Annotated in this window: 23 protein-coding genes; 3 read left to right on the forward strand and 20 right to left on the reverse strand. The window is 41.4% G+C overall.

The features are described 5' to 3' along the window. Positions 1-243 precede the first annotated feature (243 nt). The 7 genes from ccsB to BIV59_RS05185 form a co-directional block, all read right to left on the reverse strand. Positions 244-1,422, reverse strand: a complete 1,179-nt coding sequence (ccsB, locus tag BIV59_RS05150; protein WP_071350386.1) for a c-type cytochrome biogenesis protein CcsB — start codon at positions 1,420-1,422, stop codon at positions 244-246. A gap of 11 nt (positions 1,423-1,433) precedes the next feature. Beyond that, complete coding sequence (gene resB / locus BIV59_RS05155) at positions 1,434-3,062, reverse strand: cytochrome c biogenesis protein ResB (protein WP_071350387.1); 1,629 nt, start codon at positions 3,060-3,062, stop codon at positions 1,434-1,436. A gap of 18 nt (positions 3,063-3,080) precedes the next feature. Further along, complete coding sequence (gene resA / locus BIV59_RS05160) at positions 3,081-3,611, reverse strand: thiol-disulfide oxidoreductase ResA (RefSeq protein ID WP_071350388.1); 531 nt, start codon at positions 3,609-3,611, stop codon at positions 3,081-3,083. Positions 3,612-3,855: 244 nt separating this feature from the next. Further along, on the reverse strand, positions 3,856-4,587 hold the full coding sequence (gene rluB / locus BIV59_RS05165) for a 23S rRNA pseudouridine(2605) synthase RluB (protein WP_071350389.1): 732 nt from the start codon (positions 4,585-4,587) through the stop codon (positions 3,856-3,858). Positions 4,588-5,476: 889 nt separating this feature from the next. Continuing rightward, positions 5,477-6,013: a spore maturation protein gene (locus BIV59_RS05175; protein ID WP_071350391.1), complete on the reverse strand. Its 537-nt coding sequence runs from the start codon at positions 6,011-6,013 to the stop codon at positions 5,477-5,479. Further along, positions 6,014-6,607, reverse strand: coding sequence for a nucleoside recognition domain-containing protein (locus BIV59_RS05180; RefSeq protein WP_071350392.1), 594 nt, complete (start codon positions 6,605-6,607; stop codon positions 6,014-6,016). Beyond that, positions 6,600-7,754 (reverse strand): D-alanyl-D-alanine carboxypeptidase family protein, encoded by a 1,155-nt coding sequence (locus tag BIV59_RS05185; protein WP_071350393.1) that lies wholly within the window; start codon positions 7,752-7,754, stop codon positions 6,600-6,602. The genes BIV59_RS05180 and BIV59_RS05185 overlap by 8 nt, the downstream gene beginning before the upstream one ends. A 56-nt stretch (positions 7,755-7,810) precedes the next feature. On the opposite strand from BIV59_RS05185, the gene BIV59_RS23530 reads away from it, so the two are divergent. Continuing rightward, on the forward strand, positions 7,811-8,086 hold the full coding sequence (locus BIV59_RS23530) for a hypothetical protein (protein ID WP_071350394.1): 276 nt from the start codon (positions 7,811-7,813) through the stop codon (positions 8,084-8,086). Between the two features lie 149 nt (positions 8,087-8,235). On the opposite strand, the gene BIV59_RS05195 is transcribed toward BIV59_RS23530, so the two are convergent. The 4 genes from BIV59_RS05195 to BIV59_RS05210 form a co-directional block, all read right to left on the reverse strand. Then, entirely contained in the window at positions 8,236-8,724 is a 489-nt protein-coding gene (locus BIV59_RS05195) for a YpuI family protein (RefSeq protein ID WP_071350395.1), read from the reverse strand. Positions 8,725-8,770: 46 nt separating this feature from the next. Continuing rightward, on the reverse strand, positions 8,771-9,160 hold the full coding sequence (locus BIV59_RS05200) for a hypothetical protein (protein ID WP_071350396.1): 390 nt from the start codon (positions 9,158-9,160) through the stop codon (positions 8,771-8,773). A gap of 90 nt (positions 9,161-9,250) precedes the next feature. Further along, a complete protein-coding gene (gene scpB, locus BIV59_RS05205; protein WP_071350397.1) occupies positions 9,251-9,838 on the reverse strand; it encodes an SMC-Scp complex subunit ScpB in 588 nt (195 codons plus the stop codon). Beyond that, entirely contained in the window at positions 9,828-10,589 is a 762-nt protein-coding gene (locus BIV59_RS05210) for a segregation/condensation protein A (protein ID WP_071350398.1), read from the reverse strand. The genes scpB and BIV59_RS05210 overlap by 11 nt, the downstream gene beginning before the upstream one ends. Before the next feature lie 587 nt (positions 10,590-11,176). Here BIV59_RS05210 and BIV59_RS05215 point away from each other — a divergent pair. Beyond that, positions 11,177-11,701 carry a DUF309 domain-containing protein gene (locus tag BIV59_RS05215; protein ID WP_240501855.1) on the forward strand — a complete coding sequence of 175 codons (525 nt, stop codon included), beginning with the start codon at positions 11,177-11,179 and terminating at the stop codon, positions 11,699-11,701. A gap of 89 nt (positions 11,702-11,790) precedes the next feature. Here BIV59_RS05215 and BIV59_RS05220 read toward each other — a convergent pair whose 3' ends face one another. Next, positions 11,791-12,138 (reverse strand): GNAT family N-acetyltransferase, encoded by a 348-nt coding sequence (locus tag BIV59_RS05220; protein WP_071350433.1) that lies wholly within the window; start codon positions 12,136-12,138, stop codon positions 11,791-11,793. A gap of 679 nt (positions 12,139-12,817) precedes the next feature. Between BIV59_RS05220 and BIV59_RS05225 the strand changes: the two genes are divergently transcribed. Further along, entirely contained in the window at positions 12,818-13,693 is an 876-nt protein-coding gene (locus BIV59_RS05225) for a DUF1002 domain-containing protein (RefSeq protein ID WP_071350399.1), read from the forward strand. A gap of 292 nt (positions 13,694-13,985) precedes the next feature. Here the strand turns inward: BIV59_RS05225 and BIV59_RS05230 are convergent, their stop codons facing one another. From BIV59_RS05230 to BIV59_RS05265, 8 genes are all read right to left on the reverse strand, one after another. After that, the gene (locus BIV59_RS05230) at positions 13,986-14,393 is read right to left on the reverse strand and encodes a GNAT family N-acetyltransferase (protein WP_170846088.1); all 408 of its coding nucleotides are present in this window, start codon (positions 14,391-14,393) and stop codon (positions 13,986-13,988) included. Positions 14,394-14,597: 204 nt separating this feature from the next. Beyond that, on the reverse strand, positions 14,598-15,119 hold the full coding sequence (locus tag BIV59_RS05235; protein WP_071350400.1) for a hypothetical protein: 522 nt from the start codon (positions 15,117-15,119) through the stop codon (positions 14,598-14,600). Between the two features lie 701 nt (positions 15,120-15,820). Beyond that, positions 15,821-17,140 carry a diaminopimelate decarboxylase gene (gene lysA, locus BIV59_RS05240; RefSeq protein WP_071350401.1) on the reverse strand — a complete coding sequence of 440 codons (1,320 nt, stop codon included), beginning with the start codon at positions 17,138-17,140 and terminating at the stop codon, positions 15,821-15,823. A 300-nt stretch (positions 17,141-17,440) separates the two neighbouring features. Beyond that, the gene (locus tag BIV59_RS05245; RefSeq protein WP_083392055.1) at positions 17,441-18,856 is read right to left on the reverse strand and encodes a spore germination protein; all 1,416 of its coding nucleotides are present in this window, start codon (positions 18,854-18,856) and stop codon (positions 17,441-17,443) included. A 7-nt stretch (positions 18,857-18,863) separates the two neighbouring features. Beyond that, the gene (gene spoVAEA, locus BIV59_RS05250; RefSeq protein ID WP_071350403.1) at positions 18,864-19,481 is read right to left on the reverse strand and encodes a stage V sporulation protein SpoVABEA; all 618 of its coding nucleotides are present in this window, start codon (positions 19,479-19,481) and stop codon (positions 18,864-18,866) included. Positions 19,482-19,543: 62 nt separating this feature from the next. Beyond that, positions 19,544-19,966, reverse strand: a complete 423-nt coding sequence (locus BIV59_RS05255; protein WP_071350404.1) for a stage V sporulation protein AB — start codon at positions 19,964-19,966, stop codon at positions 19,544-19,546. Next, the gene (locus tag BIV59_RS05260) at positions 19,956-20,573 is read right to left on the reverse strand and encodes a stage V sporulation protein AA (protein WP_071350405.1); all 618 of its coding nucleotides are present in this window, start codon (positions 20,571-20,573) and stop codon (positions 19,956-19,958) included. Before BIV59_RS05260 ends, BIV59_RS05255 begins: the two co-directional genes overlap by 11 nt. A gap of 275 nt (positions 20,574-20,848) precedes the next feature. Further along, positions 20,849-22,141, reverse strand: coding sequence for an NCS2 family permease (locus BIV59_RS05265; RefSeq protein ID WP_071350406.1), 1,293 nt, complete (start codon positions 22,139-22,141; stop codon positions 20,849-20,851). Positions 22,142-22,381 lie beyond the last annotated feature (240 nt).

Consider the following 22,381-nt stretch of genomic DNA (forward strand, 5'->3'; position numbering starts at 1 on the left):
GTAAGATAAGGCCTCGGTCATATTATATCTAAAAACATCATAAAAGCGAAACACATGCTTCCTGCTGCGGAATTCTTGTATAATACGGTCCTTTTGCAAAAGCTCTGTCTATCAAGCTGGCTTAACAATGGGATCGCCTCAAAGAACACATTAAAAAACAAGAAAAGTGCCAATTAAAAAGAACAGATCTGTACCGGACACAAAAAGAATTTTGCGCCCGGTGAAATCCGTCCTTAAATGTTTTTATGCGTATGAATGCAGGCCGGCGATAACCAGATTAACAGCAATTAAATTGAACATGATAATTAAAAAGCCGATCATGGCAAGCCAGGCGGATTTCTCTCCCTGCCACCCCTTCGAAAGCCGGAGATGCAAAAATGCTGCATAAAAGAGCCAGGTGATTAATGCCCATACCTCTTTTGGATCCCATCCCCAGAACTTGGACCAGGCTGCCTGGGCCCATATCATAGCGAATATCAGTGCCCCCAAAGTGAAAATCGGGAAGCCGATCATAACAGAGCGGTAGCCGATTTCGTCGAGCAGATCCAAATTGATATTTTTTACAGCCGGCTGAATGGCGGCTGAAATCCTTTTTCTTAAAATCAGCCGGATAATAGCATAAAGAATGATTCCTCCAGCAAGCGACCATACCACTGTAGTCAGTTTCTTCGCATTAATAATGGCCGGCACTTCAATTAGCGGTTCCATTTTTCCGGCAGTCTGCAATTTCCCTTCATGCGGACCGAAAATAGCAGGCATCGTATAAGTAAGCTGCTGCTGTTTGTCATGCTTGTCTGTCCAGGTAAAATCGGCTTTATAATCCATCAGCGAGAAAGCTGAAGAAGCTGCCACAAATCCCAGAGCTGTAATCAAGATGAAAAGTGATGCTTCCAGCCAAAAAGTGCTTTTGCTCCGTTTGGACTGATCAATAGACTTCAGCAGGTAAATAAGACCTGCAGCAAAACTGATAGCCAGCACTGCTTCACCCGTTGCCGCTGTTGTCACATGAATATAAAGCCAATAGCTTTTAAGTGAAGGGATAAGGGGCGCAATTTCCCTTGGAAACATGCTTGCATAAGCAATGATGATGAGGGCGATTGGCAAAGTTATCACCCCAAGGGCAGGTGTCTTATAAATGCTGTAAATCACCATGAATGCACAAACCAGCATCATTCCGAAAAATGTTGTGAATTCGAAGAGATTGCTAACCGGTGCATGTCCGCTCACAATCCAGCGTGTTACGAAATAGCCAAGCTGTGCTGCAAGGCCAATTGCAGAAAGAGTGATGCCAAAAATCGCCCACTTATTTTGCTTTTTTTCCATTCCGCCTTTTTTATCTTTGATTGCCCCCCCAAAGAAAAAGGTAGCCACTAAGTACAAGATAAAAGCTGTAAACAATAAATTGCTGCTTAATTCAGCCAATATGAATCCCCCTATTTTGAAGATTTCTCTTCTTGAAGTTGATCTTCCGGTTCCTGTATTCCGGTTCCTTCGATAATCGTACTGATATCACGCTTCAGTCCATGCCAGTTTTTGTTTGTGTGGCCAGCCAGCAGGATTTTACCGTCTTTTCTGATGATCCAGATGCGCCTGTGATTCCAGTATGCACCCTGAACGACACCTATCATGAAAATGATGCCGCCTGCAAATATAATCCCGAGCGTCAAATCCTTCCTGATTGTCAGGGCTGTGACATTCTTGGTTTCAATACCGGCAAAAGCCATTTTATATTTATTTTCCCCCAATGGCTCCATGGTTTGTTTGATAGCTGCAAAACTGACCTCACCCTTTGGCTTATCAGGTGTGAACATTTTAAAAATAAAAGCCGGGTTGTTTGGAATCCTTGATTTGGTTGCAGGTTTGTCATTATCAAATTCAAAATCAGGAAAGTAGCTCATAAGCTGTACGGAATAGCCCTTTGAAAGCTGATAGTTTTTCTTAGGATTATATAAATCTATCGTAATGGAACCAAAAGATTGCAACGTTTGTTTATCAATCAGCTTAAACGACATTTTGTTCAGTTCGCCAAGCTTGTAATCCACCTGATAATAGGAAAAATGATCATATGTCAGCGGATAATTGACCTTAATGCTGTAATCCTTTATCTTTTTCAATTTTGCTTCTTCGCCGGGAAGGGAGCTTCCATCCTTTTTATAAAGGATGACGTCAGATTGATAGTTTTTTGCAATGGTGCCTTTTTCGTCAATGGCTTCCTTGAATTCCTTATCTTCTTTATTATTTTTATCATAGGTTTCGAGTGTGAATTTCTTGTTATGGAGAAAATACTGGCCATTTGTCCCAGGAACTTCCTTTGTCTCTCCTTCTCTCAGCCACAGCACTTTATCTACATACATGCCAGGTACTGACCGGAGCATGGCCCCAATAAGGAAAACGATCAAACCAATATGGTTAATATAGGGTCCCCAGCGTGCAAAACGGCCTTTTTCAGCCAGCAGGTTCCCGTTTTCCTCCCGGACACGGTAATGCCTTTTCTTAAGTTTTCCTTTCGCTTCCTCTATGTTTAACTCGAGACCGGCACAATCCGTCGTTCCAAAGATTCTCTGCCTTTTCAGGAAACCCTCATGTCTGGTAACCTTTTGGAGCTTCAGCGAGCGGTATAGCGGAAAAAACCGGTCTATGCTGGCAATTAATAGAGATATGCCGAGGGAACCTATTAAAATCATATACCACCAGGAGCTGTATAAATTGTTAAAGCCCAGCTGAACATACAGTTTGCCAAACCAGCCGTATTCGTCATGATAATAATCCATCGGATCCACATTAGTCGGTATGTACATTTCCTGAGGCAAAATGGTGCCCGCCGCGGATGCGACAAGGATAATGATGATAAGTGTGACTCCCACCTTTACCGAAGAAAAAAAGTTCCAAATCTTATCAATGATTGTCTTATTATAGGTTTGTGAGCGCCTGGCACTGCCTTCATAACGCATATCGGCGAGTTTTTCGCCCGATTGCTTTTCGTCCAGCAGCCTTCCGCAGGATTCGCAGAGAATGGTTCCTTCGGGATTTTTATGCCCGCACTCGCATATCACATCTGCCATTTTGAAATCTCTCCCATGTTAAGGCTTGATTCTATCCATGAATTGCTGTATGTTAGCCTCTGTTAAACTTCCGGTAAACTTATCTATCACCCTTCCATTCTTATCTATGAGAAAAGTGATAGGCAAAGGGTCAATACCATATGCTGCCTGAACTTCCCCGCCTTTATCAATAACCACCGGGAAGGTAAGCTGATGGCGGTCTATAAAATCCTGGACCGCATAATGCGATTCACTGACATTTACAGCAAGCACTTGGACTCCTTTATTCTTAAATTCTTTATATTGGCTATCTATGTATGGCATTTCATGTTCACAAGGCTTGCAGTACGTTCCCCAGAAGTTCAGGAACACGCCTTGCCCTTTATAGTCTGACAGCTTATGTTTTTGGCCTTTCATATCCTTCAGCACAAAATCGGGAGCTTTTGAGCCAACTTGGACAGAATCATTTTTATCTTTTGTTAAATTCGCATAAAGCGTAAATGCCAAAGCTCCGCCGAGCACAAGGAGGATTGCTGTTCTCAGTATCAATCTCCGCTTTTTCTTATCCACCGCACTACCCCCTGTTTGTTTCCTGATTGCTACTTCATTATAACATTTTACATATATTCCCCAATATTTTAATTATTGAAAATTATGTGACAAAAAGAACAGGATTGATGAGATACAAAATGTAAACGTTTTACCGAAATATTAAAGCGATGCTTTTACAAGAATCTTTGGTAAAAGGCGTAAAATATATATCCCATTTGTATTGAAAGATTCTTATGTAAAAAACATCGCTTACTGTTTCCTTTTATCTCTTTGATTCGTTCAAGGCAAGCGCTCTAAGCTGCTTCACTTCATGATGGGTAAGCTCCCGTGCTTCACCTGCTGAAAGGCCCTGCAGGGTCAAAAAGCCAAATCTTTCCCTTTTCAGCTTTGTTACAGGATGGCCGATCGCTTCAAACATTCTCCGGACCTGCCGGTTTCTTCCTTCATGAATGGTGATTTCGATGATTGAAGTCTGTTTCTTCTTATCCACCGAAAGGACTTTGGTGCGGGCAGGAGCCGTTTTGCCATCTTCAAGCATGATTCCCCTGTCCAATTTTTTCAGGCTTTCCCTTAGAGGAATTCCTTTCACCTTTGCTACATATACCTTGTCCACCTCGTGTTTTGGATGTGTCAGGATATTGGCGAATTCCCCGTCGTTTGTCAGAAGCAGCAGGCCTGATGTATCATAGTCAAGTCTTCCGATCGGGTAGATTCTTTCCTGAACTCCCGGAAAGAATTCTGTGACCACTTTTCTATTTTTATCATCCGCTACTGCAGAAATGACACCCCGTGGCTTATACAGCAGGAAGTAAACCGGAGCTTCTTTTTCAAGAGGCACCTCATTAACTTCTACTTTATCATTAGGGCCTACCTTAATTCCAAGTTCTTTTACCGTTTTTCCGTTCACTTTCACTCTTCCATCCAAAATCAGTTCTTCCGCTTTTCTTCTCGATGCAATTCCTGCATGAGCAATAACTTTTTGCAACCGTTCCATCTATCTTCACCTCATAAGTCATACTTGTGGCATTTATTAAAACTGCAGTTTACACGCAATCATACAATTATTGCACAATGCTCTTAAAAAACAAATGTTTTTTAGGGAATAACCGGGTTTCTTTTTTTATTCTTGCCTTTTGCCAGGGAATTTTTTCATACATTTTGACAATATGAGTGTATCACATAGCTGTCATTTCCCCACGAAAAAATTACCATGCAAAACCAGCACTGTATTTGTAATGCCATTTTCGTCAAAAAACAGAAAAAAAAAGAAGGAGATATCCAATGTCATTCAGATTATATGGCGAAGACCATAAACTTTGCTGCTCTAGAAAAAGGTGGTTGATTTCCGCTCCAGGATTGCTCGCTTTCCGCGGGGCGGCCGGTGAGCCTCCTCGGCTTCGCCTGCGGGGTCTCACCTGTTCCGCTAGTCCCGCAGGAGTCTCGCACCTTACGCTCCTATCAACCTGACTTAACAATGGGATCGGCCCACAACATATATATAAACAACAATCTTTAAGAAAAGTCTTCATAATAATTTTCCCCTCTAAACTATAAATTGCAGTCTTATTTTTTTCAGACAAACCTTTTATATAAATCAAACATTTTAACTGCAAGCCCTAAACGCTGTGCAAGGGTTACTTTACCATCTGATTACATATTGGTTTCACAAAAGCTGTAGAATGCTTAAACCGTACTGGGTGTACTTGAGTAAAAAATTTACATATATCACTTTTTCCTTCCCTCTCTATATTCAAATTCATCTTCGTTAACAGGATTATGATTTAAAAATATTGATATAATACCAAAAACGAAAGACCAAATCATATGCGATTAAAATTGATATGTTATTTCTGCTGTTTTACAATAAACTTCCTGCTTTTTCATCATTTTGTTCCGAAGACCCATGTTACTACCGCAATGGCCGCTGCAATTCCAACTAAATCTGCTAAAAGGCCCACTTTGACGGCATCGCCCATTTTCTTGATGCCGACAGCACCAAAATAAACAGTTAACACATAAAAGGTCGTGTCTGTGCTTCCCTGAATGGTGGCGGCGAGTCTCCCTATAAATGAGTCTGGCCCATACACAGAAATTAAGTCGCTCGTCATTCCGAGAGCCGCCGTTCCTGACAGAGGCCGGATAATGGCCAATGGAACAATTTCTGCCGGAACATGAATGATACTTAAAATAGGTTTCATAAACCCTACAACATAATCAAGCGCACCTGATGCCCGAAAAACTGAAATCGCCACAAGCATGCCCACTAAAAAAGGAATAATGGAAAAGGATATCTGGATCCCTTCCTTTCCTCCTTCAACGAAAGCTTCATATGTCGGGACTTTTTTGAAGGTTCCGTATAGCAGAATGCCTCCGATTAATAAGGGAATCATCCAAATCGAAATCACTGTCATCCAATGCATCTACTTCACCCCATTGCGTTTTCTCTTCCTGTAATAATACTTGTCAATCATGATCGCTCCCGCTGCTGAAATGGCTGTAGCAATGATTGTCGGAAAGACAATGTCGGTAGGAGACGCAGAGTTGAAATTCATCCTGATGGCTATTACGGTTGTAGGTATCAGCGTAATGCTCGAGGTGTTGATTGCCAAAAAGGTAATCATGGACCTGCTCGCTTCCGGCCTGCCTCCATTTAATACTTTTAGCTGTTCCATTGCTTTTATTCCAAGCGGTGTTGCCGCATTTCCAAGTCCAAAGAAATTCGCCATCATATTGGAAAGGATATACCCCATCGCAGGATGGCCTGCTGGCACTTCGGGAAACAAAAATTGCACAAAAGGCTTAAAAAGGCGCGACAATTTATTCAGCAGGCCAGAGTCCTCGGCAATCTTCATTAATCCAAGCCAAAATACCAGGATGCTCATCAAGCCAAGACTTAAGGTAACCGCTTCTTTTGCACTTTTAAATAATGCTTCATTCACCTCATCCATCGTGCCATTAATCATGGCAAACAGAATGCCGCAAACTGTGAGGCCCACCCAGATATAATTAACCATGATGGCTGATCCCAAGGAAGGACTTTAACAGGTCCAGCCATGATGCCTGAAAGGATTGCTGCTTGAATGCTTCCTGATGCTTTCCGTAAAAAATGGAACGCATCCCAATGACCTCCCCATCCAGGTAAACCACTGCTTTTCCGACGATTTCAGGTATATTCTTTTTATCCTCCCAGTTCTTTTGGGGCTTTAACATTTTCAAGTCGACCGTAATTTTATCATGTTCTTTTTTCAGCAGAGGATAGGTAAAGCTGTTTCTGTAATAGATATTACCTTTGTAAGGCTTCTCTTTCACACCGGTAATTTCCCCTTTAGAAAGAATCTCTGCAGGCTTATACGTACTGTATGAGGACTCATACATATGGATATGGTCATTCCAGTCATCAGGACCATTCAGGGTTACAGCAACAAGATGAAGCCCATTCTTTGAGGCAGTTGTCACAAGCGTCCGTTTAGCAAGCTTTGTATAGCCTGTTTTTCCTCCTGTACAATATTCATATAACTGGGTTAACAGCTTGTTTTTATTTTTCCAGACATAATCCCACGTTTCCATGGAATTGCGGGCTTTGTGGATTTTCGTTCCTGCAATTTTTTTATATGTGCTATTTTGCATGGCATATCTGGTCAGAAGAGCCATGTCATAAGCAGAAGAATAATGATCCTTTGTGTTATCAAGGCCATGCGGATTGGTAAAATGGCTGTCTTTCATTCCAATTTCTTCCGCTTTTTGATTCATCATCCAGACAAACCCGTCAAGGCTTCCGCCCACCTCTTCAGCAATGGCTACAGCAGCATCATTGCCGGAACGCAGCATCAGTCCATAAACAAGATCCCGCAATTTAATTTTTTCTCCGTATTTAAGATACAGAGAGGAGCCTTCTGTACCAACGGCATTGTCCGACACCGTCACTGTTTTATTCATTTTTCCGGATTCGACGGCTAATATGGCGGTCATAATTTTTGTAATGCTTGCGATGCGGCTCTTTTCATGTGCATTTTTTTCAAATAATACTCGTCCGCTTTCCTGGTCCATTAATATGGCACTGTGTGCCGTCACTCCTGAAGCTGCCTTTGGCTGCAGCGGATAGAATGACAGAAACAGCGCCGCAGCAAGTAAGACTGGCAGGCATCTATTAAGAAAACCCATATTTTCCCCTCGTCCCATTATGGTTTAGTACAAGTGTATGCAAAGGAAGATGGGATATGAATAAAACAAGTCATTTTAAAAGGTCACCATCTGAATATGGAGATCATGCAGGCTTCTGTCTTATCTCCATTCTAGGGAGAGCAAAAAAAAGAAAGGCTGTTTTCGTAAACTTTGTTGCTATTCAACAAGTGGTTGATTTCCGCTCCAGGATGCTCGCTTTCCGCGGGGCGGGCGGTGAGCCTCCTCAGCTACGCTTGCGGGGTCTCACCTTCCCGCTAATCCCGCAGGAGTCTCGCACCTTACGCTCCAATCAACCTGATTTAACAATATGATTGCCTCACAGAATTCATTAAAAAACAACAATCTTTAAGAAAAGAGCCTTAAATAACAACAACCTCTAAGAAAAGAGCAAAAAGAAAAGAGGATGTTTCCAAAAGGCCAATGAATTATGGCCTTTCAGGAACACCCTCTTCGTCATTTGTTATTTAGATTGAAGCATTTTTGTCCGGTAATCTGTTTCATAGAATTCCAGATCTTCACGCACAGACTGAAATTCCTTTTCCAGGTTTCTGAAGATTCCTGATATGCTATCAGGTACCCCGCTATGGAATTTAATTGAATTTTTTCCTGTATACGCTGAACGGCTGTCTTCAAACCAGCAATCGGATTTAGGAGAAAAGAATTCATCCACACATTGGTGGTAAATTTTATAAAGTGTTTTTTCAGCAGCCGCTTTATGAAAAATTTCATTTTTAAGGACGATTTGGCAGGCTTCCAGTCCATCTTCACAGTGAACAAGCAGCCTTCTTACATTGGAAATAACTCTTTTATAATACCCTTCGTCCCCGGCACTCTCCTGCTTAAGGCTTGAAAGAGTGGTTTCATTCAGAAAGTTTTCAAGCTTTGCAACAGTACCCTCCAAAAAGACACTAACATCCTCAAGCTGAGATTTTACAATTAAATTTCCCAACCGTGCACCCTCCTCATATTTTAACAGATTTTCATTCTGCATCATCTCATAGAATTTCGTATTGGCTTCCATTGGAAAGAGCGATAAATATCTTTTGCAAAATGTTAAAGTCAGCAGTTTTGAAATACCCGAAAAAATCCTCTTCTGAATTCACGTACACTCTTTTTCGCTCCTTGAATCCCCGATCAGCCATCAGGCAGACAAGTGCAGTAATATCCGAGAGACAGACATCGCGGCCGGAACATCGAAACAGCGGATTGGCCTTGTAAGGAGTATATTTTTCCATTAATCCATCAAAATAACGAAGGTACAAAACAGTAAGTGTTTTTTCAGCTCCGCCTTCTATGTATCTTACGGCCGATCTGTTAAAAAATTCCTCAGGGGAGTTGGATTTTTCCTTTTCGAGCTCATATCCCTGGCATTCCAATATATTCAAAGACTTCCCTCCTGACTGCAAGGTATCTATATGAATAGTATATTATCACAATTATCAAAAATCTGTCATGCACCATTTGCAGCCAAGAGATTAATTCTGCTCTATATTATCCTGGAATTTCCCGAAGAACAGATCGGCTTCACCCATATCATTCTCTTCACCCCCAGAATCAGCAAGCGGCGGAAGCTCCTCAAGCGATTTCAATCCGAAATAATCCAAAAATTCCTTTGTTGTGCCATACAAAAATGCCCTTCCCGGCCCATCGGCACGTCCGACTTCTTTTATCAGGACTTTTGAAACAAGGGTCTGCAGCGGACGTTCTGTCTTAACACCCCTGATTTCTTCAATCTCAGCCCTCGTCAGCGGCTGCTTATAAGCAATGATAGCCAGCGTTTCCAGTGCAGCCTGTGTAAGCCCCTGTGTCCCCGACGTTTCCACAAGTTTTTTCAGGTAATCGGCATGTTCTTTTTTAGTAGCCAGCTGAAACACTCCTCCCATCTCAGCAAGCTGTATTCCTCTCTCTTCTGAATCGTATGTTTCTCTTAAGTCTTCAATGACATTTGCAGCTTCCATCTCCGTAATATCCAGAACAGAAGAAATCTGTTTTAAGGACAAACCGTCATCTCCTGCTGCAAATAACAGGGCTTCTAAACTGCCCTTCCAATTGTTACCCTCCAACTGCTGCACCTTCCTTAGCTGCTACAAAAATTTCCGAGAAATTCCCGTCTTGCTCTACCATAATTTCATTCATTTTCATCAATTCCAGAACCGCAAGGAACGTTACAACAATATGTCCCTTTTCCCGAAAAGGAAAAAGATCAAAAAAGCTTCTTCTCCCGATAAAATTCTTCAGATCATACAGAATTTCATCCATCCTTTTTTCAATGGAAATTTCCTGTCTGGTTATTTTTGTATAAATCGGCTTTTGTATCTTTTGCCTGCGGAGCAGTTTTTGCAGGGCGCCCAGCATATCGTACAGACTTACATTCAAATCCTCCCGCTTCTGCTCCGTTTCTTTGGCCAAATCAGACAAATCTGCCGGAGGGCGTGTAAAAACCATGCCCCGTTCTTCTTCAAGTGTCTTAAATTCCTTTGCTGCCTGTTTGAACTTCCGGTATTCAAGCAGCTGTTCAACAAGTTCGTCCCGTGGATCTTCTTCAAAGGAAGCACCATCTTCATCAAATACCGCTTCGTCCTCATGCTTTGGAAGAAGCATTTTGCTTTTTATCGCCAGCAATGTTGCAGCCATTACCAGATATTCACTTGCGATATCCAGTTCAAGATCCTTCATTGCGTGAATATAGCCCACATACTGGTCTGTAATTTCAGACATCGGAATATCATAAATATCTATCTCAAGCCGGTTGATCAAATGAAGAAGCAAATCCATAGGACCTTCAAATGCATCAATTTTAATGTTGTAGCCCATAGTAAAAACCCCGCAATATCATGATTGGTTACCGCCCTGCTTAAAAGGGCTGAATGCTCCCGGTTCAAATGAGAGCCTAAAGAAGTCTAAGCGGGTAAAATTGCCCGTCGAAAACACAATTCGTTCACCTGTCCATCATAGGGAAAGCCCCCCATGACAGAAGGATATTTTCTATAAAAACCCTTATCCCGCTATCCTTTAAGTATAGTAGATTAACAGGGTTTGTCCAATAAGATTCTTTCACTGCAGCTGCTCCTCCGTATGAGAAGTTTTTTCAGATTGGGCAGCCGCCCAAACACATTCGCCTACAATTTCATACTCTGAACATGTAAAGAAGGAAAATTCCAGGGAGGTACTTTACATGGGGGGATAACGGACATTGCAGTGAAGCAGACAAATGTTTCCTGCACGGTTTTTATCCTAAGAAATTATGCTTCCTGGTTCTTCGGGCGGCAATGCTGCCACCTGTAGAAGGAGAGCTGATTGCCATGCAATCGGCTCTTTGTCTTGTTCTGCACCCTTTCAATGTTTGTACAAACACATCCTGTGCTACAATATCTCTTATGACCACGAAAAGGAGGTGCCCCGTGAGCTATCCACAAGAGTATGTTACATATCTGGTGCATTTTCACGGAGACAGAGATTATTTCGAGTGCCATGAAATCCTTGAAGAATATTGGAAAAAGACTTCTCCAGGGGATAAACAGTCCCATTGGGTAGGATTCATTCAGCTTGCAGTAGCACTTTACCATCAGCGCAGAGGAAACGGAAAAGGCGCCCTGAAGACACTTCAAAAATCTTTGAATATCTTTCAGTGCAAAAAAACTGAAACACTTAACCTCGGATTAAATTACAGCATGCTCATGCAATTATTAGCAGAGCTTCATGAATGCCTGCTTCAAGGCAAGCCGTATGAACACTTTGTTTTTCCGATTTCCGATCCGGGTCTGATAAAAGAATGTGAAGCCTTGTGCCTGAGCAAGGGCCTCACCTGGTGTTCTGACAGTCTGCTCCATGACCCGTTTTTAGTCAATAAACATTCATTAAGGGACCGTTCAGAGGTTATCGAAGAAAGAGCCAGGATCCTAAGCAGGAAAAATGCCGGCAAATAAGGACCTCATCATGTTTTTCTGACCGGCAGCCAAAAAACAGGCTTAGCATGCAAAAAGACCTTATTCCCCGAAAGGAATAAGGTCAGGCGTCATGAAGCATCACATTTTTCAAAAAACCCCGCAGTCAGTTCGTTAGGCTTTAATTCCTTATCTGCAAACATTTCTTTCAGTGCCTTCACCATTGCTTTCCCAACGCCCTGGTGCCTAAAAGCCGGGTTGACTGATATATGCTCAATTTGGATGATTCCTTCTTGGGCAAGATTAATTCCAATCAGCCCGATGATTTCTTCATCCTTCCATAAAAACAGCTGCTTATCTTCATTGCCTTCATAGTCTTTCATCGTCTGCTGCAGATTCTTAATATCTTTTTCATTCGGCATAAATGATAATAAGCCCATTGCAAACTTCTCAAAACTTTTCTTATATTTGATTAACATATGATCCCTCGTTACTAGAACGTAGTTTTTTATTAAGGCTTTGTTAATATTGCCCGCTGATTTCCGCGTGGCGCCGGCATTCCGGGCAAGCCAGAACGCTCCGCAGCTTTTTGCATGCAGCCAGCAAATCAGCTCCAATTTCAAATTGGCCAAAAATCAACTAGAGCTTTAACAGAGCTTATTTAAAAATAATTTAATGATCTTATACATCATACATAAAAATCGTGTCCGTTTCAACCCGTCCCGCACGCAAGGCCGTTAAAACGCTTTCTTTTTTTATTTTTCCGGCTTCACCGGGTTTGTTCCCGCTGCAGAATCTTATCATGCAAGTGACAGCAAGGATCGATCACTAATGGTGTTATTGCCCGGTTTTATGCTTAAATCGCTGCCCGTGCAGCATGGTAATATAACCTGAAGTTCCGGACTGTTTTTGACTGTAACACATCGTTCTTATATGCAATGAGTTTATTTACATTCAAAGCCCTCTATATTCTACTATAATACTTCACATTATGACAAATTGCCCTCATGTCCCTTTCAGCGCGTCGGATATCCGCTCCTTTTCGCTTTTTTTTTGAAACTTTATCATTTTGTGATTATACTATTCTATAGAAAAGATTTATTTCCTGTAACAGGGTTCTTTTCCATAAAGATGGTTCAGATAATTAAGGAGGAAAATATGAAAATCAGAATTTCAAAAAAATGGGCAGTTTTGACCCTTATATTATGCTTGCTGCTTCCCCTGAGAGCTTTTGCGGATGCTGCAGTCGGTGACATGACCGTTACGCTCGGTGAAAATTTAACAGAAGAGCAAAAACAGATGATCTTGTCAGAAATGAAGGCTCCGCAGGGAACGGATATCCTGACTGTCACAAACAAAGAAGAGCATGACTATCTTGGCGATTATATTCCAAGCCGCTTAATCGGGACCAAAGCAATATCGTCTTCTGCCATCACACTTGAGAAGGCTGGAACCGGACTTAAGGTACAAAGCAAAAATATTAACTGGGTTACAGAAGAAATGTACATTAACGCGCTTGCCACAGCCGGAGTAAAAGATGCATCCGTCTATGTGACCGCTCCTATCCCTGTATCGGGAACAGCCGCATTAACCGGTGTGATTAAAGCTTACGAGCTCTCTTCAAACAAAACCATTCCGGAAGATGTCAAAAAGGCGGCCAACGAAGAAATGGTGAAAACGGCACAGCTTGGCGACAAAATTGGCTCTGATAAGGCCTCTGCCCTAATGACAAAAATCAAGGAAGAAATGGCGAAGAATCCTCCAAAAACAGAGGATGACATCAAAAGCATCATTAAAAAAGCGGCAGATGATCTCGGCATCAAGCTGACAGACGAACAGCTTCAGAGTTTAACCGACCTGTTCAACAAACTAAAGGACTTGAACATAAACTGGAACTCTGTTGGAGATCAATTAACAAAAGCCAAGGAAAAACTGACAACCTTTTTAAAATCCGACGAAGGCCAGTCCTTTCTTGATAAGTTAAAAGATTTTTTCAGCAGCCTGATTGATGCAATAAAATCACTATTTTCCTGATAAAGGATCATTAAGCGGAAGGTGAAATCCCGCTTTCTAACTAAGGAGATACGGAATGTGGCCATTCCGTATCTCCTTTTTGTTTATCATGTCTATTTTCGTAATCTTTGCTGCTATGGAGTAAGGGGATGATTTCCGCTCTAGTATGCTCGCTTTCAGCGGGGCTTAAAAATGGAATTCCTTCAAAGGTTTATTAAAAAACAACCACCTTTAAGAAAAGAGTCTTTCTTAGAGATTGTTGTTTTTTTCATCATAAAAGTTTTCTATTTAATATAAAGGCTGTTTAAACTTTCTAACTTAACTTCGCAAACGCTACCAAAGAACCCTTATCACAAGACTGGAAACCATTTTTTTCATAAAAATGCCTTACATCCGATGCTTCTTCGGTTAAGAGAACCTTCTGACGGACATGTGTATACTTTTCCAGGACTTGCTGCATCAGCTGAGAAGCAATCCCTTGATTTTGAAAAGCTTTTAACACAAGGATATCTTGAATATAAATAATACTTAATCCATCACCAACAACACGGATTAATCCAACTAATTCTTCATCTTTCCAAGCAGATATTACGTCTAATGATTGTTCTATTGCTTGTTGAAGCATATCTGAATCTTGTGTGTAAGCATGCCATTGTACGTCATTATATAATCTTTCTAGGTGTTCTCTATTTAATTTCTTACTATAATTAAAGGTTATCATCCTTCATTCTTCCTCCTCAAAGTAATATTATATTGAGGAGCCAATTCGTAATTTAACCACTGTCACATGACTCCTTTCATTTATCCCCATTTTTTGTTATTTACTATTTCGATATTATTCAGCACGTCCTGCTTAATACGGCAAAAATCATTATTTGAATACAAATTTTAGTTTTAAACACAGTCATCTGCAGCGTTTCTCATTTCAATGACTCAGCTTATCAATTTGCTCAAAAATTCTAGAATAAACATCCCCGATATTTTCGTCTGTCTTTTTTTCATTATATAAACCATATCCCCAAATTTTTACTGTATCTTTGCCTTTTAATGCAAGAATACCCACAGCATAACCTATACCTGGTCTCCAGTTAAAGGATTTGTCGTATGCTAGATCTTTTTTAATAAAAGGAACATAATTATCAGTTCCTATAAAAAAGAAAGGAATAGCTGATTTTAAATAAACATCGGTATATTTACTTTCAGCCGCTTTATAAAGGTTGTTTTTCTCAATAAAAACAGCATCATATGACTTCAATTTTCCAATTGTCATTTCATCAAAAGAAATTTTTGTGAATCTCACTTGCTCCTCTATTACTTCTGGCGGCTCTCCAACCACTGCTATTCTGAGAGAATTGCCATTATACGGCTTGAAATCAGGGGTTGAAGCACAAGCCGCTAGTGCTGCTGTCAGAAATACCAAAATAAATAAATATTTTATTTTACGCATATGCCCGCTCCGCCTTAATTTCCTGCAGGTTTAAATGCAGGATAAAAATATATTTTACCGTGTTAGATTATTAGTTTAAGATACATTTTCCAGTGCTTGAACTGGAATCACTTTGGTATGTAAGCTGCCCGTTCTCTATTTTTATCATGCCGGCATTATCCTCTTGGTTCTTTTCTTAAAAAATGTTGTTTATTAATGAGATTTGTGAGGAAATCAGACAAAATGTAATAACTTCCCATATTGTTACTACTGAAATATTACATTTAATTACTTAACTTGTAAATGAAGAATCGACAATATTTTCTGGCTTTTGAACAATATATTAAAATTTTTAATAAAGTTCATTATTTTTAAATTGTATAGATGGAATATTCAGTATTATAAAGATTATGTGACCTGCAGCATAGTTGCAGGCTAATCCAGCTCATATGAAGGATTCTCAAAGATTTTTCGAATCAACTCTAAGCTCAGCCTCCTAAAAATAACACAAATGATTAATCATTTAATTTTTCTGAAAGAATCTGGTTCAACACTTTCCATTTAAATGGATAATCGATTTTAATTACACAATGATTCGGGCCAAATCCTCTTCCATTAGAGCTCCTTTTGAGCCAATTTCCAAGTAATTCGAGCGAAAAAACTCCAAAATCAAAAAGGGATTACAGAATGTTCACATCCTGTAATCCCTTTTTCGGTTTTACTTAGTTTTTCACTTTTTCATGCAGTGTAAGGTCCAAGCGGATAAGATCTTCGAAGGTTTCCCTTTTAACTACTACCCGCGCTTCGCCATTTTCCGCAAATACGACGGCAGGCCTCGGGATGCGGTTGTAGTTATTTGACATAGAATACCCGTAGGCTCCTGTGCAAAATACGGCTAATATATCTCCTCGCCCTGCTATTGGAAGAGGAAGGTCCCAAATCAGCATATCGCCGCTTTCACAGCATTTTCCTGCTATCGAAACGGTTTCCTCCACCTTATCAAGCGGCCTGTTGGCCAAAACGGCATCATACTTTGCATCATAAAGGGCAGGACGGATATTATCGCTCATGCCCCCGTCCACTGCCAGGTATTTTCTCACATTCGGCACTTCTTTTTCAGAGCCGACTTTATAAAGTGTAATTCCGGCATCCCCGACAAGCGAACGGCCAGGCTCAATCCAGATTTCAGGCATGCTGATGCCTGAGCTGCCAAGCTCGGCCTGGACTTCATTCACGATGGCCTCCACATATTGAGAAGCAGGAAGCGGTTCATCTTCATCTGTATACCGGATGCCAAATCCGCCGCCCAGATTCAATACCTCAGGATGGAAGTTCAGTGTTTTGTGCCAGATTTTCAGCTGTCCGATTATTTTTCTTGCAGCCAATATAAAACCCGTTGTTTCGAAGATTTGTGAGCCAATATGGCAATGAAGTCCAAGAACATTGATCCAGCTGCTTTTCATTGCCTGGATGAGTGCCTTTTGTGCCTGTCCATTCAGCAAATCGAAACCAAATTTAGAATCCTCCTGGCCTGTAAGAATATAATCGTGTGTATGTGCCTCAATTCCTGGAGTAACACGGAGAAGGATTTCTACCTTTTGTTTTTTCGTTCTGCAGATTTCTTCAAGCAGCTCCAATTCTGAAAAATTATCAACAACAATACAGCCAATTTTATGATCCAGTGCCATATTCAGCTCATCTTCACTTTTATTGTTTCCATGAAAATGAATTCTTTCAGCAGGAAAATCTGCTTTAATGGCTGTATATAATTCTCCGGCGGATACCACATCAAGCGACAGGCCCTCTTCTTCTGCCAGCTGTATCATCGCTATGGAAGAAAATGCTTTGCTTGCATAGGCTACCTGAGCCCTGATTCCAAGCTTCTCAAACGTCTGCTTAAAACCTCTCGCTCTTTCGCGGATCATAGCTACATCATAAACATACAGCGGTGTGCCAAATTTCTCTGCAAGTTCAATCGTATCCACTCCGCCTATTTCAAGATGTCCTCTATCATTCACACTTCCCGTTCCATTCAATTGCATGTTCCCCTCTCCCCTTCCTTACAATCAGGAGCCTCTCTTTATATGACAAACAGCAGGGGCGGGCATATTGTCAACCTTCTATGAATGGGGGTTTCATCCGCCGCTCATTTTAGTTAAACAAATCAAACTTATACAGGCAAAGCTTTCACCGGAATATAATATTGCCTCACTGCCTGCTTGCATTATGTCCGCATAACGCTATTTAGAAACGGCTCATGCTGTGTTCATGTATTTTTAGTATTTTAACGCTTTGTCTTATTAAAATAAAGTATCATAACTTTCTCACAACATCAACCAAATTCAGGATTTGGGCTGCCTGTATTTATCTCCAGGGTGAACGATGCTCGGCCGTATTGTAGAGCCAGGAACAGGTCTTCTTAATAAAATATGCGCTAAGGCTTTAGGGCGAAACGGGATAAAAGGCCATAAATAAGGAGTACTGAGCGCTTTCACTCTGACTAGAAGCAAGAGGAATATAGTAAAGCCCACTACAAATCCGGATACATGGAAAATCGCTACAAGAACCAGCATGAAAAGGCGTGAGATTTTATTAGCTACACCCAATTCCAGACTTGGGGTCAGAAACGTTCCAATTGCTGCAATTGAGACATATAATATGACTTCCGGAACAAATAAGCCCACACTGATGGCAATTTGCCCGATAAGGACTGCTGCAATCAATCCCATTGCAGTCGATAGAGGAGTCGGTGTATGAATGGCAGCCATCCTCAAGAATTCTATCCCTATATCCGCCAAAAAAATCTGGACGATAATGGGGATATGGGTATGCTTATTGGGACCTATGAAGCCAAGGTGGTCAGGAAGGAGTGAAGGCTCCTGCACATAAACGAACCACAGCGGCAAAAGAAACAGTGAGGCAATGATGCCGATAAAGCGGACCCACCTGACTAAAGTCCCTACCGCAGGAGATTGCCTGTATTCTTCAGCATGCTGCATGTGATGGAACATGGTAGTTGGGGCAATGATCACACTTGGAGACGTATCCACAATAATGATGACATGTCCCTCCAAAAGATGTGCCGCCGCTACATCCGCTCTTTCTGTATACCTTATGAGCGGATATGGATTGTACCCCTGTTTGACAATGAATTCTTCTATCGTTTTATCAGCCATGGTAATTCCGTCTATTTTTATGCTGTCGATTTCCTTCCGGATCACATCAACAAGGTCCGGATCTGCCAGTCCTTCGATATAGCCGATTGAAATATCCGTCCTGGAACGCTCGCCGACATGATGCATTTCCAGCCGGAGTCTTTCATCGCGGATTCTCCGTCTCGTCAATGCCGTATTAAGGATAATGTTTTCTACATATCCGTCACGAGAGCCGCGGATAACCTTTTCAGTATCAGGCTCCATCGGCTGTCTGCCAGGATAGCTCCTGACATCAACAACAAGACCCTTTGAGCTCCCGTCCACCAATATAACGATTAAACCGGAGAGAACCTGGAAAATCAGCTGTTCCATGTCATCAATTTCGGCTACAGACTGATTGACAATCCTGTTCTTAACGATTTCAAATACCTTAGATGTATTCCGTTCCCGGTCATTCAGCCCGACTAGGACTTCGAGTATCTCGATAATATACCGGGTATCACAAAGACCATTCACATAGTACAGCTGTATTTCTTTATTAAGTACGATAAATTTCCTAACACCAAGATCAAAGCTCTTTCCAAGTCCTACATGGTCTTTCATATATTGTTCAGCTTCCGAAACCTTCTGGGGAATCGGGATGATTTTCTTTTTCTCGGACACCAATAAAACCGCTCCTTTCCAAGATGATTTGAACTGCCAGCAGGGTAATCGGCGATCCAATGCGGTAGTCGTCTTTTTTTGCCATTTTCCCTATGTCGCCGATACCAATCACGATGGGGGCGTTCAGCTGATCAATGCAATAAACAGTATCTCCTGCAATGATTCCGGTCTCAAATTCCATTGCTCCAAATTTATCTACACCGTTTGGAGTGAGATTTCCGTCCCGGTCAATGCAAACGTCCACCCTTGTCCATTCCTCGCGTCTTGTTTTCGAAGCAACAGCAATAATTCCAAGCACTTCTATATCGGAATGGGAGGCAACATAGCGCATGCATGTTTCCCCCGGACCTTCCCCGACGAGGCCGCTGTCGTCGAACATGACAAGGACAGGATCATTCGCCGCTTTTTTTATTAGCCTGACAGCATCCGGGCCTGAAAGGTGAGACGGGTTGCCATGCGAAAGGGAAATGCAGCGCCCTCCTACTTCCATGGCAGCAAGCTCCACAGCCCTTCTGGCATATTCGTCTCCATCTGTTATTAAAATGACCTTCCTTTTGTTTGCCATTAGAATGTCCCTTTCAGTTTAAGAATCTTTCCGGATATTTTGCATGTAAGGCTGTGCAGAACTTATAAATCAACAAATACAATCCACTGAAACAATGAACCGGCCACCTTGCCAAGTACAATGGCCATCATCAGGTAAATAATCTTTTCTTGAATCCCAATTCTCTTTGCAAGGATGGGGAAAACATTTAAAACCTCTGTCAGTGCTGCAGCAAGCATTCCATTGAAAATCCCATCGGCAAGCCCAATCGGCACTAAAGTAAACCGGGTCAGCCATAAGGAATAATCATGAAGGCTCATCCATCCGCCTGCAAGCACTCCAGCCACGACAGCTGCTTCATAAAAATGTATCATCTTCATCGTTTTTGTAAGCTGAGTCAGCCTGGGGATGACCCCAAGAACCGTTAAGAAGGCCACATATCCTGCTCCGACTGAAAAACCCCCGGCAAGTCCGACAAATAGGCTGGCCACAATTTTACCTGTCATTTAGATTCCTGGTGCTTTCTTCATTTTCATTCATGATCACATATTGATCTAAATCCTGCTGATAATTAAACATTTCCACTTCAAGGGGGCTTGGCTCCTCATTGAACCTTTTTCTGAAAAAGTGGTTAAAAAACAGGATCATGCCGATTCCGAGACCGAAACTGTAAGGAATTTGAATCAGCAATGGCTTTGCTTCATTTTTTCCTGTTATCATCTTATACAGATGCTGGTGTACCGCTCTCATACTTACGTCTTCGTGAAAATTCATAATGGTAATAGCCGCTCCAATAAATAAGAGAAGCCAGACAGCAGAGAAGGCTATAATGGAAACCTCTTTTTTCTTAATGATGACTTCCACTATGGTCTGTGCTGGGCCAATACTTTGAATCTCAATGGAAGGGTCGTTTTTAGTAATGATTCCAATCATATGTACAAGATCAATAACGATGATGTTCTGATCAGCTATCTCCACCTTTTTAAGGAGAATTTGTTCCAGATTTTTCACAATATTTTCGGGCCCGATTAATTTTGCTGTGTCTTTAACCAGAATTTCCTGCCCCTGAAAAACCTGGATGCGGTTGCGCATTCTTACATACACCATATCCATTAATCTCACACCCTGTACAACATTACTTTATTTTTTAGTATGGTTAAGCAGCATGGCTATATGCATGGTAATGGCAAAGTCCATATATTGCTAAAAAGACATCTGTGAATTATCACATGCAAAAAAGCATGCCTCGGCAAAGGCATGCTTTTAACTATTTAGGTTTGATTTTTTCAGCAACTGGTCCCTCGAAGGCCCCCAGGATGGGGGTCACAAAGACGTTGCCGCAGGACGCGGCGTTCTTAGTCTTTGATTCCTCTGAACACTTGCGCTTTTTAATGTGCAGGAAAGAAGATCATCTGAATCAGGAATACTACGCCGAAAATCATGATCAGCGGGTGAACGCTTTTAATTTTCCCTGTTACAAGCTTTAATAGCGGGTATGTGATGAATCCGACAGCAATGCCCGTTGAGATGCTTGATGTCAGCGGCATGACAAGGATAATGGCAAATGCCGGAAAAGCTTCGTCAAATGTTTTCCAGTCTATTTTTGCAAGTCCCTCCATCATCAGGCAGCCGACGATAATTAATACAGGCGCTGTAATGGATGGAAGTGATGAAATGGCAGAAATAATCGGCGAGAAAAAGATAGATAATGCAAAGAGAATGGCTACGATAATAGCCGTGAAACCTGTTCTTCCGCCTGCGGCAACACCTGTGCTTGATTCAATATAGGCAGTCGAAGGACTTGTCCCGAATAGTGAACCAATCGTTGTGGCAAACGCATCACCGAGAAACGCCATTTTGGCTCTTGGTATTTGTCCGTCCTTCATTAACCCAGCCTGCTCTGTGACACCTATGAGTGTTCCAGTTGTATCGAAAATCGTTACAAGCAAAAAGGCAAATACCACTGCATATAAATTATGGGTAAATATCCCGCCAAGGTCAACATCAAAAAATACAGGAGCAGGCGGCGCGGATACTACACCATTGATATGCAGAAGATCAAAAATATACCCCAGAATAGCGGTTATCAGCATACCGAAAAACATGGCGCCCTTCACATTTCTCACTATAAGTATAAGTGTGATGAATAACCCCGCAATGGAGAGAAGCGTGATGGGATCGCTAAAGTCCCCAAGTGCAACCATTGTTGCCTTATTTGGGACAACAATCTTGCTGTCTTTTAAACCAAGAAAGGCAATAAATAAACCAATGCCGGCAGTGATTCCGTACTTAAGAGAACTTGGAATGGCAATGATGATCATTTCGCGAAGCTTCGTTACGCTTAATAAAAGAAATATAAGGCCGGCAAGAAACACCGTGCCAAAAACGGTTTGATAAGAAAGTCCATGCGAGCCTACGACACTTGCGAAGTATGCATTGAGACCCATACCGGGCGCGATGGCAATCGGATATTTAGCGAAGATCCCCATAATCAGAGTACCGATAACGGCTGAAATAACAGTAGCCATGAATACCTGTTCAAATGGAACTCCTATAGAATGAAGAATGGCCGGATTCACTATTACGATATATACCATTGTTAAAAAGGTCGTTAGCCCTGCCATTATTTCTGTACGCACTGAAGTGCCGTTTTTCTTTAAGGAGAAATATTTTTCCAGCATGTTTAGTAAAACCTCCACATCGTCAAAAAAAACGAATAAATTAAACAACATTTACTATAATATTCGTTTTTAAGCTTGATTTCAACCTATATTTTAAAAAAAGAGTAAATCACTTATCCAAAAATACAAATTTAGGTTTTTTTTAGATTTATACCGCTTCAACTGGCAGCAGTACTCAATATTTACGGATTATGGGAAGCATTGACTGCCAGGTAATTTGAGAAAATGGAGACTTCCCTG

The sequence above is a fragment of the Bacillus sp. MUM 13 genome, from assembly GCF_001866725.1.
GTDB lineage: Bacteria > Bacillota > Bacilli > Bacillales > DSM-1321 > Peribacillus.

Coding starts and splice junctions, on each gene's coding strand:
- BIV59_RS05265 (WP_071350406.1), bottom strand. CDS start 22,141: ATGCTGGAAAAATATTTCTCCTTAAAGAAAAACGGCACTTCAGTGCGT.
- spoVAEA (WP_071350403.1), bottom strand. CDS start 19,481: ATGGCAAACAAAAGGAAGGTCATTTTAATAACAGATGGAGACGAATAT.
- rluB (WP_071350389.1), bottom strand. CDS start 4,587: ATGGAACGGTTGCAAAAAGTTATTGCTCATGCAGGAATTGCATCGAGA.
- BIV59_RS05260 (WP_071350405.1), bottom strand. CDS start 20,573: ATGGATATGGTGTATGTAAGAATGCGCAACCGCATCCAGGTTTTTCAG.
- BIV59_RS05255 (WP_071350404.1), bottom strand. CDS start 19,966: ATGACAGGTAAAATTGTGGCCAGCCTATTTGTCGGACTTGCCGGGGGT.
- BIV59_RS05210 (WP_071350398.1), bottom strand. CDS start 10,589: ATGGGCTACAACATTAAAATTGATGCATTTGAAGGTCCTATGGATTTG.
- BIV59_RS05245 (WP_083392055.1), bottom strand. CDS start 18,856: ATGAAAGACCATGTAGGACTTGGAAAGAGCTTTGATCTTGGTGTTAGG.
- BIV59_RS05220 (WP_071350433.1), bottom strand. CDS start 12,138: ATGTTAATCAAATATAAGAAAAGTTTTGAGAAGTTTGCAATGGGCTTA.
- BIV59_RS05175 (WP_071350391.1), bottom strand. CDS start 6,013: ATGCATTGGATGACAGTGATTTCGATTTGGATGATTCCCTTATTAATC.
- BIV59_RS05180 (WP_071350392.1), bottom strand. CDS start 6,607: ATGGTTAATTATATCTGGGTGGGCCTCACAGTTTGCGGCATTCTGTTT.
- BIV59_RS05230 (WP_170846088.1), bottom strand. CDS start 14,393: ATGATAACCTTTAATTATAGTAAGAAATTAAATAGAGAACACCTAGAA.
- BIV59_RS05225 (WP_071350399.1), top strand. CDS start 12,818: ATGAAAATCAGAATTTCAAAAAAATGGGCAGTTTTGACCCTTATATTA.
- BIV59_RS23530 (WP_071350394.1), top strand. CDS start 7,811: ATGAATAAAACAAGTCATTTTAAAAGGTCACCATCTGAATATGGAGAT.
- lysA (WP_071350401.1), bottom strand. CDS start 17,140: ATGCAATTGAATGGAACGGGAAGTGTGAATGATAGAGGACATCTTGAA.
- BIV59_RS05185 (WP_071350393.1), bottom strand. CDS start 7,754: ATGGGTTTTCTTAATAGATGCCTGCCAGTCTTACTTGCTGCGGCGCTG.
- BIV59_RS05235 (WP_071350400.1), bottom strand. CDS start 15,119: ATGCGTAAAATAAAATATTTATTTATTTTGGTATTTCTGACAGCAGCA.
- resB (WP_071350387.1), bottom strand. CDS start 3,062: ATGGCAGATGTGATATGCGAGTGCGGGCATAAAAATCCCGAAGGAACC.